Genomic DNA, 13,131 nt, shown 5'->3' with positions numbered 1-13,131 from the left:
TCATAAAGAGAGCTGGACGTGCACACCCAGCCAGCCAACCGCCTTCAAGTCACGGACGAGCCACTCATAGGCAAGCTCAGTCGCCGGGCGGGATGAGCCAGTGGACAGTTCGCGATCTACGTAGTAGGGCCGATGGAAGTTCGTCTTGGAACCGACCGGCCCACCGGGGAACGGCGAGGTAGGGCCGAACCCCGGCTCGGTCCACAGGTCCAGGTCCACCTCAGGTGGGTCATTGCGGCGCCCTGCGGCCTTGGGACGGAGGGTATGGACCAAGCCGCTGTGCGACCCGTCCGTGTCGTCCTCCGGCATGACCACCATGCCTTCGGCGCTCACGGGCAGGGCGCTGTACAGGCCCAGCGCAGAGGCGAGGGACGGGAAGTTCAGTTCGACCAGCTGTCGGTAGCCGATGAGGGCGTCTCGCAGAATCTGTCTGGTGATCCCCAGCGTCAGCAACGGGGAGTACCCCTGCCACATCCGTCCACGCCGCGGGATTTCCTGATCCGGTTCGCCGTACGGTCTGCGCAGCACCTCGTCGGTAACACCGGCCAACTGGGAGTGCAACCACCGGATGTCCGCCGAGTCGTAGGTGTAGCCAGCAACTTGATGGGTGTACCGCACGGATGTCCGCACATGCTCCATCATCGCCTCAACTCGCCGGCGCACTTCAGGCACAGAGACGCCATCGCGGGGCACGTTTCCCTGGCGGAGTCGCTGCGCAAGGTGCCACAGCCGCTCATGGGCCAACGGAGAATCCGGCGGCACCAGAAGAGCACCACGTCGGACTACACGCTCAAGGGGATCGCGGATCCGACCGCGGGCCCACTCCCACCTGCCCAGCGGATCACCGGGAAAGAGGTGCTGACTCCACCATCGCCATTCGGGGTCTTCACGGTTCGACGGGTGCGAGGCCATTGGAGTCACCGCGGGCGGCTCGGAGGAGTATCTCGACGGAGAGATGGCCACCCAGCCCTCCTTCGCCCACACTCCCCACCGAGGCAGCCGTCCATCCCGCATATCAACAAGCGAGCCGCTCAGCGGACCGAAACCCTCAACAAGGGCCTCGAGCGCCTCCCGCAGCCAAGTGCCTGCGATTTCAGCGGTTCGGAGTTCGTCGTCCGCCCGGCCCAGTCGGGCGATGGCGGTCCTGGCCCTGTCTTCAGCCTCGCGCATGCCATGGTGTTGCTTCTTGCCCCGGGCGATCTCGTCGAACGTCCAGGAAGCGGCCGCAGGGTTGGCCCGAGCAAGGCGGAGCATAAGGTTCTCCGCTTCGTCCGGGGCACTCGCGCTCACGGCGAACGCGATCGCGTAGCGCCACCGGGGGAAAGCGTCGGCAGTGACGATCTCCTCCGGCAGTACGGAGCCCTTGCGCAGGGCCTGGGCGCCGAAGTGCTGCTCGAAGACAGGCAGGGCGAAGCGGAGGCCCTCAGCTTCCTGGACGACCAGACCGGTGTCGGTCAGCTCCCACACCTCGGCTTCATGCCCGAAGTGCTGAGCGGGGACTGGACCGCCGGCATTCAGGACGTGTACGGCGAGACGAGCAAGGCGGTCCCAGGTCTGTGAGGATGGGGAACCCTTGCGCCGTCCTTTGATGACGGACGCGGCCAGACCGGACAGCAGCTCCAGGCTGGTCACCCGTGCGTCTTCACCGGCCAGGAGGCGGGAGGCGACGGACAGGGCTTGAAGGGGGCTGGTCAGCAGGTCCTGTACTTCTCGCTCTTCGAAAAGCATGCGCGCGTCGTCGCCGATCACAAGGTCGAGAAGTTCCGCGCCTCTCCGCACTGACCACGGGGCGACCTCGTGCACCACAGCCCTGCCCAGCTCGATTCCAGGTCTGCACGTGGCGAGAATCCGGGCGGTCGGGTGGGCGGCCAGCAAGAGCCTGGCCTCGTACAGGAGCTGTGCAACCTGCTCGGGTGAGATCCGATCGAGATCGTCGATCACGATACGTCCGAGTCCACTCGCCGGCTCGCCGCCCGCGCGTGTGATGGCATCCAGCAGATCTGGAACGGCCTTGCCCGCATCCACCCATACAGGGATCACGACATCGGGGTCACCCGCTGCCTCGCGGAGCCCTTCCCGCAACCAACTCTCGGCTTCCTCACTCTTGCCGGCTCCCATGGGCGCGACCAGAACCGCCAGAGTGCCGACGGGGACAGTCACCACCGGCAGTGAGGACTTGTCAGCCCAGTCCAGAACGGCATCGGCACGCTCCTCGGGCACAAGGCTCAGTCGTGCCTCACGGCGGTGCTGCGAGGCACGGGCTGCATCAGTGAGGGCATCTGACCTGGGCTTGTGTCCGGCGGACACGGCGTCGAGCAAATGTGCGAGGACGTCACCGGAGGTGATGGCACCGGCGTAGGTACGGCGGATGGAGTCGTACCGATCCAGGTAGCGGCACAGCTGGTCGTGGTGCCACACCGCCCAGCCCTTGAGCCCAAGGCGTGCCGCATACGTGGACACGAATTGCTCAATCCGAGCAATGCCTCCGCTGCCCGGCACGGGAGTCAGGATCACATTGGTGGTGAAGATCAGATACTCGGGCAGCCGCTCCCGCTTCGAAGTCGGGCTCAGCCACGCTTCGAATTCCTCTTTGACCTGCCCCTTCAGCCACGAGACAGCATCCTGGGGCTGTTGATCCGTGCGCTGCCGGAACTTGGCCTGCACGACCCCGTAGCCGCCCCATGCCTCAAGCTCGCTCGGATAGGGCACCCGCCCCTCGAACGTTGCCTCGCGCCCGCCGTCCTTGCCGTCCCCGAAGGCGGAGACGCCCGGCCCGAGGATCTCCTGGGCCAGGGCCTGCGACACGTGCTCGAACTCCCGGGTGCTCAGCCCGCTGAGGCTGTAATCCACCCCGCCATGATGCCGCTGCGGCTATCTCCCGACCGCCCAACGGAACTTTTTCCCCGGCCGGGCCTCTGCGACCACGCCGATTCACGTGGCTTGACCAGCCCAGCAACACGCCTGACAGTCCATCAGAACGAGCGTCAAATGAGCGTCACGAGCGTCATTTCAGCGTCAAGATATCGCCCGTAACGCCCACACCGCACATAATGCGCACGGGCAAAACTGCAGGTCAGGAGCCCTTTGCGGCCGGTTCGAGGATGGCGACACACTCCACGTGATGCGTCATCGGGAACAGGTCGAACGCGCGCAGCGTCCGGACCCGGTAGCCGCCCTCTCGGAAGTACGCCAGGTCGCGGGCGAGGGCTGCCGGGTCGCAGGCCACGTAGGCGATGCGGCGGGCGCCGAGGGAGGCGAGGTGGGCGACCGTCTTCTTGCCGGCGCCCGCGCGGGGCGGGTCCAGGACGATCAGGTCGACCTCGGTGATGCCGGTGCGCGGGAGGACCGCGTCGACCTTGCCCTGTTCGATGCGGACGCGGTCGAACGCGGCGAGGTTGTGCCGGGCGTCCTCCACCGCGCGCTTGCCCGACTCGATGCCGAGGACCGCGCCGTCCGTGCCGAGGCGGTCGGCGAGGGCTCCGGCGAAGAGGCCGACACCGCAGTACAGGTCGAGCGCCATCTCACCCTTGCGCGGGAGCAGCCCCTGCATCACGGCCTTGACCAGCGTGTCGGCTGCCTGCGGGTGGACCTGCCAGAAGCCGCCGCTGCCGACGCGGTACGTGCGGCCGTCGGCGCGTTCGCGGACGAAGGCGCGGCCGTGGACGCGGTGGACGCCGCCGTCCTTCTCCTCGACCCGCATGACGGAGACGGGGCGGTCCAGTTCCACGAGGGGAAGGCGGGCGCCGGGACGGGGCTCCAGGATGACCATGCGGTCCTGCGAGCCCGTGGCGGCGATCACCTCGACCGACTCCATGCCGGACCAGTCGCGCTGCTCGACGCCGAGCTCGCTGACGCCCTCCGCGGCGATCATGCAGTGCTCGATCGGCTCGACCTCGTGCGAACGGTGCCGCCGCAGGCCCGCGTTGCCGTCGGCGTCGACCGCGTACTGGACGCGGGTGCGCCACGAGGGCACCTGTCCCGCGGGCATCTTGTCGCCCTCGGCGGGCACCACCGTGCCGTCCCAGCCGGCCTCCTCGGGCGTGAGGCCCGCGAGGTGGCGCAGCTGCTCGGCGACGACCTCGCCCTTCAGCCGGCGCTGGGCTCCGGGCTTGGCGTGCTGCCAGTCGCAGCCGCCGCAGCGTCCGGGGCCCGCGTAGGGGCAGGGCGCCTCGACGCGGTCCTTGGAGGCGTCCAGGATCTCGACGGCGTCCGCCCGCAGGAACCGCGCGCCCTCCTCGCCCTCGGTCACGCGTGCGACGACCCGCTCACCGGGCAGCGCGTGGCGTACGAAGAGGACCTGGCCCTCCGACGTACGGGCGATGCAGTGCCCGCCGTGGGCGACGGGGCCGATCTCGACCTCGTACTCCTCCCCCACCAGCGAGTTCTTCGGTTCTGCCTGCATGGCGGGGTGACTCCAGGTGCGAAAAAGGGGGAACGGCCGGACAACAGCCCACCAGTCTACGTGGACACCGCCCGGCCGTTCACCACGAGCCCGGCGGGGCCGTCGATCACGGGCCCGGCGGGGCCGTCCGCCAGGCCGTTCGGCACGACGCCGGCCCCGGCCCCGACGCCGGCTCGGGTTCCGTTTCCGGTCCCGGGTCCCGGCTCGGGTCCGGGTCCGGGGCCTTCGCCGGTCCGCGTGGGCCTCAGCCCTTGCCGGTCGGTTCCTTCGTACGGTGCTCGGCGGGGCCCCGGCGCACCGCACCCGGCGCGTTCCACTCCTGGCGCCTGCGGGCCCGCTTCTTCGCGGCCTCGGAGGACTCCAGCTGGTAGGGAACCGACGTCACCATCACCCCGGGGGTGAACAGCAGCCGGCCCTTGAGGCGCAGCGCGCTCTGGTTGTGCAGCAGATGCTCGTACCAGTGGCCGACCACGTACTCGGGGATGATCACGGAGACCGCGTCGCGGGGCGACTCGCGGCGCAGCCCCTTGACGTACTCGATGACGGGGCGGGTGATCTCGCGGTACGGGGAGTCGAGGACCTTCAGCGGCACGTCGATGCTGCGCCGCTCCCACTCCTCGCGCAGCGCCTTCGTCTCGACCGGGTCGACGTTGACGCTGAGCGCCTCCAGGGTGTCGGAGCGCAGCAGCTTGGCGTAGGCGAGGGCGCGCAGGGTGGGCCGGTGGATCTTGGAGATCAGGACCACGGAGTGGACGCGCGAGGGCCGGACCGTGTCGTCGGAGGGGACCTCGTCCTCGGGGGCGGCGATCTCCTCGGCGACCCGGTCGTAGTGCTTGCGGATCGCCGACATGGTCACGTAGAAGATGCACATCCCGAGCAGCGCCACCCAGGCGCCGTGGGTGAACTTGGTGACGAGGACGACGACGAGCACCAGCCCGGTGAAGAAGGCGCCGAAGGCGTTGATCGCCCGTGAGCGGATCATGTGGCGGCGCTTGGCCTGGTCCTTCTCGGCGGCCAGGTGGCGGTTCCAGTGCCGGACCATGCCGGTCTGGCTGAGCGTGAAGGAGACGAAGACGCCGACGATGTAGAGCTGGATCAGCCGGGTCGAGTCGGAACCGTAGATCACGACGAGGAGCATGGCCGCGCCGGCGAGCAGCACGATGCCGTTGGAGAAGGCGAGGCGGTCGCCGCGGGTGTGGAGCTGGCGCGGCAGGTAGCGGTCCTGGGCGAGGATCGAGCCGAGCAGCGGGAAGCCGTTGTACGCGGTGTTGGCCGCGAGGAACAGGACGAGCGCGGTGGCCGCGGCGAGGACGATGAACAGGAAGCTGCCGTTGCCGAACACGGCCTCGGCGACCTGGGAGATCACCGGGTCCTGGACGAAGCCGGAGCCGACGGCGGCGCCGTTGTGGATCAGGTCGGCCGCCGGGTTCTCGGCCATGCGGACCTTGGTCGTCATGGCGAGCGCGATGATGCCGCAGAACATGGTGACGGCGAGCAGGCCCATGAGCGCGAGGGTGTTCGCCGCGTTCTTGGACTTCGGCTTGCGGAAGGCCGGTACGCCGTTGCTGATCGCCTCGACGCCGGTGAGGGCCGCACAGCCCGAGGAGAAGGCGCGCAGCAGCAGGAAGACGAGTGCGAAGCCCGCGAGGCCCTGGTGTTCGGCCTTGATGTGGAAGTCGGCGGTGGGCGCCTTCATGGTGTCGCCGAGCACGATGGCGCGGAAGGCACCCCAGACGATCATGATGAAGACGCCGGCCACGAAGACGTAGGTGGGGATCGCGAAGAGCTTGCCCGACTCCTTGACCCCGCGCAGGTTCATCAGGGTCAGCAGCACGATGACGGCGACGGCGCAGAAGACCTTGTGCTCGACCACGAACGGGACGGCGGAACCGAGGTTCTCGACGCCGGAGGCGATCGACACGGCGACGGTGAGGACGTAGTCGACGAGGAGGGCGCTGGCGACGGTGAGGCCGGCCCTGGGCCCGAGGTTGGTGTTGGCGACCTCGTAGTCGCCGCCGCCGCTCGGGTAGGCGTGCACGTTCTGCCGGTAGGAGGCCACGACCGTGAACATCAGCACGACGACCGCGACGGCGATCCAGGGGCTGAAGTGGTAGGCCGACACGCCCGCGATGGAGAGGACGAGGAGCACTTCCCCGGGCGCGTACGCCACGGAGGAGAGCGGGTCGGACGCGAAGACGGGGAGTGCGATGCGCTTCGGCAGGAGCGTTTCTCCGAGCCGGTCACTGCGCAGCGCACGCCCGATCAGGATCCGTTTGGGCACGTCGGTCAGTTTGGACACGCAGAGGATCGTAAGCGTTCGAACGGGAGGCCGCCCACCCGCCACCCGCATCTGCCCACAACCGTTGCCGGGCGGGCGCGGGGGCGTCATTCCGCGAGGCACATCCGGGTGAACTCCGGGTGGTTCCCGGCCCGCCTTCCGCGGGCTCGACCGGCGGGTATGTCTCCATGGCGAAACCTCTCACCGCATTCTCACCCGTCCCTGTCCCCCGACCCCCGTCCCCGTCCCCGTCCCTCGACCCGTCCCCCATGGCGCCCGCCATACGCCCGCCGGACGCCGGACGCCCGCCCGACGCCCGCCGGACGCCCCGTGCCGGACGCGACCGCGGAACTCGTCGGTGCCGTCGCCGGACGCGTCGGGCCCGGCGCCCTGGCCCGTCGTCAGCGTCCGGAGCGTCCGGCGCATCGGGCACCGCCCGCTTTCCGCCGTCGCCTCGCGGACGGGGGTCCGCCGGCCTCCGCCCGCGGCGAACCCGCAGGCGACCGTGCACAGGGGTGCCCTCCGCAGACCGTGCGTGTGTAGCTTGGGCGACGGTCTGAGACCCTGTCCGGGCTGACCCGTAACCATTGACATCGGAAGGACGGTCGTGCACATCGTCATCATGGGCTGCGGAAGAGTGGGTTCCGCTCTAGCCCAGACCCTGGAGCATCAGGGGCACACGGTCGCTGTGGTCGACCAGGACCCCACCGCCTTCCGACGACTGGGCTCCGGGTTCGGCGGCCGTCGTGTCACCGGAGTCGGCTTCGACCAGGACACCCTGCGCGAGGCGGGCATCGAGGAGGCCGGCGCCTTCGCCGCCGTCTCCAGCGGAGACAATTCGAACATCATCGCCGCCCGCGTGGCCCGCGAGATGTTCGGCATCGAGAACGTCGCGGCGCGCATCTACGACCCGCGCCGCGCCGAGGTCTACCAGCGCCTCGGCATCCCGACCGTCGCCACCGTCCGCTGGACGGCCGACCAGATGCTGCGCCGGCTGCTGCCCTCGGGTGCCGAGCCCCTGTGGCGCGACCCCTCCGGTGGCGTCCAGCTCGCCGAGGTCCACGCCTCCCCCGCCTGGGTGGGGCAGAAGATCAGCCGCATCCAGGACGACACCGGGGTGCGCGTGGCCTTCCTCACCCGGCTCGGCGAGGCCATCCTGCCGACGTCGCAGACGGTGCTGCAGGAGGGCGACCTCGTGCACGTGATGATGCGGACGGACGACGTCGAGAAGGTCGAGGCGGCGTTCGCCGAGGGCCCTGAAGAGGAAGGCGGTCACTGATGAGGGTCGCCATTGCCGGTGCCGGTGCCGTGGGCCGCTCGATCGCGGGCGAGCTCCTGGAGAACGGGCACGAGGTCCTGCTGGTCGACAAGGCACCGACGGCCATCTCGGTCGAGCGCGTGCCGCAGGCGGAGTGGCTGCTCGCCGACGCCTGTGAGATCACCTCGCTCGACGAGGCCGCGCTGCAGCGCTGCAACGTGGTCATCGCCGCCACGGGCGACGACAAGGTCAACCTGGTCGTCTCCCTGCTCGCCAAGACCGAGTACGGCGTGCCGCGCGTCGTCGCCCGCGTCAACAACCCGAAGAACGAGTGGCTCTTCAACGAGTCCTGGGGCGTCGACGTCGCCGTCTCGACCCCGCGCCTGATGTCGGCGCTCGTCGAGGAGGCCGTCAGCGTCGGCGACCTGGTGCGTCTGCTGCGCTTCAGCCACGGTGACGCCAACCTGGTCGAGCTGACGCTGCCGCCGGAGTCGGCGCTGGCCGGCACCCAGGTCAGCGACGTCGAATGGCCGCAGGACACCTCCCTGGTGACCATCATCCGGGGCACCCGCGTCCTGACCCCGTCCCAGGAGGACTCCCTGGAGGCCGGCGACGAACTGCTCTTCGTCGCCGCCCAGGCCCGGGAGGAACAGCTGGAGGACCTGCTGTCGGTGCGGCGCGAGGACGCCCGCTGACACCAGCGGCGCGCCCGCGGAATCGGGAGTACGGGGTACGGGAACGGCCGGCCGGAGATCTCCGGCCGGCCGTTCCCGTACCCCGTGTCGCTACGCCTCTCGCCGGTGACGCCCGGCGGCCCCGCGCTCCACGTCGCGCTCCGCCTCGAGCTTCGCCGCCTCGCGCTCCTTCTCGGCGCGCTCCTCCGCCTCCATCTCCGCGAAGACGTCGATCGGCGGCGGCGCCTTGGCGAGGAAGACCCAGGTCAGCCAGACGGCGAGCAGGAACGGCGGGATCTTGAGGGCGACCAGGACCCAGCCGAGCTGCGTGGTGTCGGCCCACCAGTACAGCGGGAAGAGGACCGCGCACTTGGCGAGCAGGATCAGACCCCAGGCCCAGCTCGCCTGACCGTACGCCTTCTTCCGGCCCGGGTTGCGGGTGCGCCAGGAGAGGTTCTCCTTGAACACCGGGCCGAGGATGACGCCGATCAGCGGCGCGCCCGCGAGGGTGCTGACGATGTAGGCGAGGGCCAGGCCGAGCGTGTAGAGCATGCCCGGCAGGTAGAAGTCCTTGGCGTTGCCGGTCATCATCGCGAAGACCACACCGAACGCCACGCCGAAGACGCCGCTGAAGGCGTGCTTGACGGTGTCCCTCATGGCGAGGCGGACCACGACCAGGATCACGGACATGGTCACGGCGGCGATCGCCGCCCAGTGCAGGTTCTTGTTGATCGTGAAGATGGTGACGAAGAGCAGGCCGGGCACCACCGTCTCGACCATGCCCCGAACGCCGCCGAAGGCCTCGAAGAGCGCGGCCTCGGTCACCGCTCTGGAATCCTGCGGCGCGGCATCCTGCTGGGCGTCTTCGGTCGGCTTGTCGAGCGACGTCACCGGCTACTCCCGTCCGAGCGGTCTGAGTTCGTACTTCGGATTGAACAGCACCCTACGGCCCCGGCTCATCGAGACCCGGCCGGTCGCGATCAGCTTGCGCCCCGGTTCTATCCCGACGATGGAGCGTCTGCCCAGCCACACCACGTCCAGTGCCGCCGTGCCGTCGAACAGCTCGGCCTCCAGGGCCGGGACACCGGCGCGCGGACGCAGCGTGACCGTGCGCAAGGTACCAGTAACCGTGACGACCTGACGGTCACGGCAGTCACCGATACGTGTGCAGCCGGCGGTCTCGGCGTCCTCCCGCAGCTCCTCGGACTCCAGGTCCTCCTGGGACGAGGAGAGCCGGTCGAGCATGCGCCGGAACCGGCCCACCGGCTTTTCGGAACGAGGGACAGCACTCATATCGAAAGGGTACCGGTGGCCGTGGGCGGCACAGGCGCCGGTGCGAGGCACAACACAGCGGCCTGACGACACCCCGGCCGGGGGCGGACGGACCACCGGCGCTCGACGGCGGTCACGACGGCGGTCAGTGCTCGACGATCTCCCCGTCGCGCAGCTCCAGCACGCGGTCGGCGAGGCCCAGCAGGTTGGCGTCATGGGTGGCGACGAGCGCGGCCGGGGGCCCGTCCTCCCCGAGCGCGTCCGAGAACCCGTCCGACTGCCCGCCGCGCACGACCGCGCGCAGCAGCTCCATGACGGCCAGGCCGGTCTCCGCGTCGAGCTGGCCCGTGGGCTCGTCGGCGATCAGCAGCGCGGGCCTGTTGGCGAGGGCGCGGGCGATGGCCACGCGCTGCTGCTGGCCGCCGGAGAGTTCGCCCGGCCGCTGCCGCGCGTGGTCGGCGAGGCCGACGAGGGCGAGGAGCAGCTCGACGCGCTCGTCGCGCTCCCGGGGAGCGGTGCGGCGCAGCCGCATCGGCACGCCGACGTTCTCCGCGGCGGTCAGGATGGGGATCAGTCCGAAGGACTGGAAGACGAAGCCGATCCGGTCCCTGCGCAGGGCGAGCAGACCGTTCTCGTCGAGCCGCCCGAGGTCGCGCCCGTCCACGGTGACGCGCCCCTCGTCCGGCTCGTCGAGCCCGCCGACGAGGTTGAGAAGGGTGGTCTTGCCCGATCCGGAGCGGCCCTTGAGGGCGACGAGTTCACCGCGCCGCACCTCGAGACCGACACCGCGCAGCGCGTGGACGGCCGCCGCCCCGCTGCCGTACGAGCGGTGCACGTTCTCGACGCGCACCATGGTGTCCGTTGTGTCCCTGCTGCCCGTGGTGTCCGTGGCGACCTGGCTCATGTGCGGCTCCCTCCCCATGGGCCGGGCGCCAGTATCGTCACCGGGCGCCCGGCCGGGCAATGGGTTCAGCTCGGGTTGTCCCCGTGGGTCAGCGTCTCCCAGGCCACGAAGAGGTTGTTGCTGCCGGCCGGGCGGTTCTGCTCGGTGAGCCTGCCGGTGTTGGTCATCGCGACGCCGCGGCGGTTGTGCAGGGCGTTGTAGCCGACCTCGGTGACCGGTCCGAGGCCGCGGTGGAGCGTTCCGCCGCACAGCCAGCCCGGCGGCGTCTCGCCCAGCTCGTACTGGGACTGGAAGCCGAGGGCCTGCCGCAGCCGCTCACCGACGTCGGTGCCGTACAGGTCCTGGCCCTGGATGCGGCTGGTCTCGGCGATGTGCGAGATCGCGGAGATCCCGTACCCGGTGTGGGTGAAGTCGCGGCAGGTCTCCTGGGTGAGCCCGGTGACGAAGGTGGACTGGCCCTGCCAGTACTTGACGATCTTGTCGCGGGTGTCGAGGTGCTGGCTGGGCACGGTCCTGGGCAGGTCGCCGTCGGAGGCGAGGTAGACGTAGGCGGCCGTGCGGGTGCGGAACCTCGCCATGGCCTTGTCGTACGACGTCCTGTCCTCCAGGAAGACGGAGATACCGATGGCGGCCTCCGTCATCGACAGTTCCCAGTTGCCGTTGGAGTTGGACCCGTTGATCACCTCGGGCAGGTAGACGGTGCGCAGCATGGTCGCGAAGCGGCCGGAGTTCGCCCAGGTCCCGGTGTAGGTGTACTTGATGATCTCGGCGGCCTTGGGCCAGGAGGACCCGGCCCAGCCGGTCTGCAGGGGCGCGTTGCTGTTGGTGTGCTCCTGGATCGTGGCCGACCAGGCGTCCATCAGCTCGATGGCCTTCCTGGCGTACCGCTCGTCGCGGGTGACGTACCAGGCGAGGGCGTCGGTGTACGCGGCTATGGCGTCCTCGCGCTCGTCGGTGCAGCCGTTGTTCGGGTTGGAGTACGAACCGCACTCGACGTCGGCGCGCGGCTCGGGGGTGCGCGAGAGCGAGGCGTACTTGCTCGCCATCATCTGGTCGAAGGCACCCTTCCAGGGCTGGGCGCCGACGTTCACCTGGGAGCGCGCGAAGTCCAGCTGCCCCTGGGAGACGGTGACTCCGGGGTGGGCGAAGACGGCGGGGGCGGCGTCGGCCCGGTGGGCGCCGGGCCAGGCGAGGAAACCGGCGATCAGCGCGGCGGTCGCGGCCGCGGCGGTGGCGAGGAGGGCCGGGCGTGGTCTGCGGCGGTGCCGGGCCGGGGTCGCGTGGCCCGCGGACGGGCGTGAGGTGTCTGGCATGTGGGGGGCCATCCGTTCTCGTATGTGAACGATGAGCGCGTGTTTGAACATGCGTGATGGCCGGTGACCTTAGGTCCAGACCAACTTGCCGTCAAGAGAGGGCACTTGAGGCGGGGCGAGGATGCCCGAAAGGTCCCTCCCGGACCGGAACACCCTTCGGCCGACAAAGGGCATGCGCATGAGGAAAGGCATGAGGGGGAGGGCATGAGAAAGGGCCGCACCCCGGCGGGGTGCGGCCCTTGACCAGCGCCAAGGGCGCGGTCGTCGTCAGCGGACCTCGGTGATCTCCGGTCCACGCTGGAGCTGGCCCATGCCGCCGGAGAAGCGGGAGCCGCTCTGCTCCTCCTGCTGGACGCCCTCGGCGACCATCTGCGCGTCCTCCGGCAGCTTCAGGACGATCGGGTCACGGGGCGCCATCGGGCCGTCGCCGCGGACGACGACGGTGTCCCGGAAGATCTGCTCCAGCAGCCCGGCGGCCTGCGGCTGCACGGCGCCCTGACCGGAGATCACTCCGCGCAGGAACCAGCGGGGGCCGTCCACGCCGATGAACCGCACGACCTGGAAGCCGCCCGTGCCGTCCGGCAGCTGCACCGGCACCTGGGCCCGCAGCTCCCAGCCCAGCGGTCCCTCGACCTCGTCGATGACGCCGCCCTGCTGGGTGATGCCGGTGGCGATCTCCTCGCGGACCTCGCCCCAGATGCCCTCACGCTTGGGAGCGGCGAAGGCCTGCAGCTGGACCGCGCTGTCGCGCAGCACCACCGTGGCCGCGACGATCGCGTCGCCCGCGACCTCGACGCGCAACTCCATGCCGTCGACCCCGGGCACGAGGAGACCGCCCAGGTCCACCCGGCCCTCGGACGGGTCACGGACCTCCGAGTCGTCCCAGGGTCCGTCCGGACGCGGTTCCGGCTCGAGCCTCACGCGCTCCGGCTCCGCCTCGTCCGTCTCAGTGTCGACTCCGTCGACGACCTGCTCGGCCTCGCCCGCCGCGTCCTCGGCGGCACTGCCCTTCTTGCGACGTCCGAACACG

At 70.0% G+C, this 13,131-nt stretch carries 10 protein-coding genes; 2 read left to right on the top strand and 8 right to left on the bottom strand.

The features are described from left to right. The 3 genes from ACFY93_RS25975 to ACFY93_RS25965 all read right to left on the bottom strand — a co-directional run bounded on the left by ACFY93_RS25975 (window position 1) and on the right by ACFY93_RS25965 (window position 6,701). The gene (locus ACFY93_RS25975) at window positions 1-2,850 is read right to left on the bottom strand and encodes a hypothetical protein (protein ID WP_210525257.1); all 2,850 of its coding nucleotides are present in this window, start codon (window positions 2,848-2,850) and stop codon (window positions 1-3) included. Window positions 2,851-3,073: 223 nt separating this feature from the next. Next, a complete protein-coding gene (locus ACFY93_RS25970; RefSeq protein WP_391363326.1) occupies window positions 3,074-4,402 on the bottom strand; it encodes a TRAM domain-containing protein in 1,329 nt (442 codons plus the stop codon). A gap of 244 nt (window positions 4,403-4,646) precedes the next feature. Beyond that, window positions 4,647-6,701, bottom strand: a complete 2,055-nt coding sequence (locus tag ACFY93_RS25965; RefSeq protein ID WP_391363324.1) for an amino acid permease — start codon at window positions 6,699-6,701, stop codon at window positions 4,647-4,649. A 586-nt stretch (window positions 6,702-7,287) separates the two neighbouring features. On the opposite strand from ACFY93_RS25965, the gene ACFY93_RS25960 reads away from it, so the two are divergent. Then, window positions 7,288-7,959: an NAD-binding protein gene (locus ACFY93_RS25960; RefSeq protein WP_391363323.1), complete on the top strand. Its 672-nt coding sequence runs from the start codon at window positions 7,288-7,290 to the stop codon at window positions 7,957-7,959. Continuing rightward, on the top strand, window positions 7,959-8,633 hold the full coding sequence (locus ACFY93_RS25955) for an NAD-binding protein (protein ID WP_391363320.1): 675 nt from the start codon (window positions 7,959-7,961) through the stop codon (window positions 8,631-8,633). The genes ACFY93_RS25960 and ACFY93_RS25955 overlap by 1 nt, the downstream gene beginning before the upstream one ends. 90 nt (window positions 8,634-8,723) lie before the next feature. On the opposite strand, the gene ACFY93_RS25950 is transcribed toward ACFY93_RS25955, so the two are convergent. The 5 genes from ACFY93_RS25950 to ACFY93_RS25930 all read right to left on the bottom strand — a co-directional run bounded on the left by ACFY93_RS25950 (window position 8,724) and on the right by ACFY93_RS25930 (window position 13,130). Then, the gene (locus ACFY93_RS25950) at window positions 8,724-9,503 is read right to left on the bottom strand and encodes a DUF3159 domain-containing protein (RefSeq protein ID WP_391363318.1); all 780 of its coding nucleotides are present in this window, start codon (window positions 9,501-9,503) and stop codon (window positions 8,724-8,726) included. A gap of 3 nt (window positions 9,504-9,506) precedes the next feature. Then, the gene (locus ACFY93_RS25945) at window positions 9,507-9,905 is read right to left on the bottom strand and encodes an OB-fold nucleic acid binding domain-containing protein (RefSeq protein ID WP_391363316.1); all 399 of its coding nucleotides are present in this window, start codon (window positions 9,903-9,905) and stop codon (window positions 9,507-9,509) included. Window positions 9,906-10,029: 124 nt separating this feature from the next. Next, complete coding sequence (locus ACFY93_RS25940) at window positions 10,030-10,788, bottom strand: ATP-binding cassette domain-containing protein (protein ID WP_391363314.1); 759 nt, start codon at window positions 10,786-10,788, stop codon at window positions 10,030-10,032. Window positions 10,789-10,853: 65 nt separating this feature from the next. Beyond that, entirely contained in the window at window positions 10,854-12,101 is a 1,248-nt protein-coding gene (locus ACFY93_RS25935; protein WP_391363312.1) for an alginate lyase family protein, read from the bottom strand. A 267-nt stretch (window positions 12,102-12,368) separates the two neighbouring features. Beyond that, a complete protein-coding gene (locus tag ACFY93_RS25930; RefSeq protein ID WP_391363310.1) occupies window positions 12,369-13,130 on the bottom strand; it encodes a DUF3710 domain-containing protein in 762 nt (253 codons plus the stop codon). Between the last annotated feature and the right edge of the window lies 1 nt (window position 13,131).

It is taken from the genome of Streptomyces sp. NPDC008313 (assembly GCF_042956125.1).
Taxonomy (GTDB): Bacteria; Actinomycetota; Actinomycetes; order Streptomycetales; family Streptomycetaceae; genus Streptomyces.
The sequence above is the reverse complement of the archived record's forward strand: the minus strand, read 5'-3'. Positions and strand labels throughout refer to the sequence as shown.

Excerpts from the sequence above, each read along its gene's own strand:
- ACFY93_RS25945 (WP_391363316.1), bottom strand. The coding sequence starts at position 9,905 with ATGAGTGCTGTCCCTCGTTCCGAAAAGCCGGTGGGCCGGTTCCGGCGC.
- ACFY93_RS25935 (WP_391363312.1), bottom strand. The coding sequence starts at position 12,101 with ATGCCAGACACCTCACGCCCGTCCGCGGGCCACGCGACCCCGGCCCGG.
- ACFY93_RS25970 (WP_391363326.1), bottom strand. The coding sequence starts at position 4,402 with ATGCAGGCAGAACCGAAGAACTCGCTGGTGGGGGAGGAGTACGAGGTC.
- ACFY93_RS25955 (WP_391363320.1), top strand. The coding sequence starts at position 7,959 with ATGAGGGTCGCCATTGCCGGTGCCGGTGCCGTGGGCCGCTCGATCGCG.
- ACFY93_RS25940 (WP_391363314.1), bottom strand. The coding sequence starts at position 10,788 with ATGAGCCAGGTCGCCACGGACACCACGGGCAGCAGGGACACAACGGAC.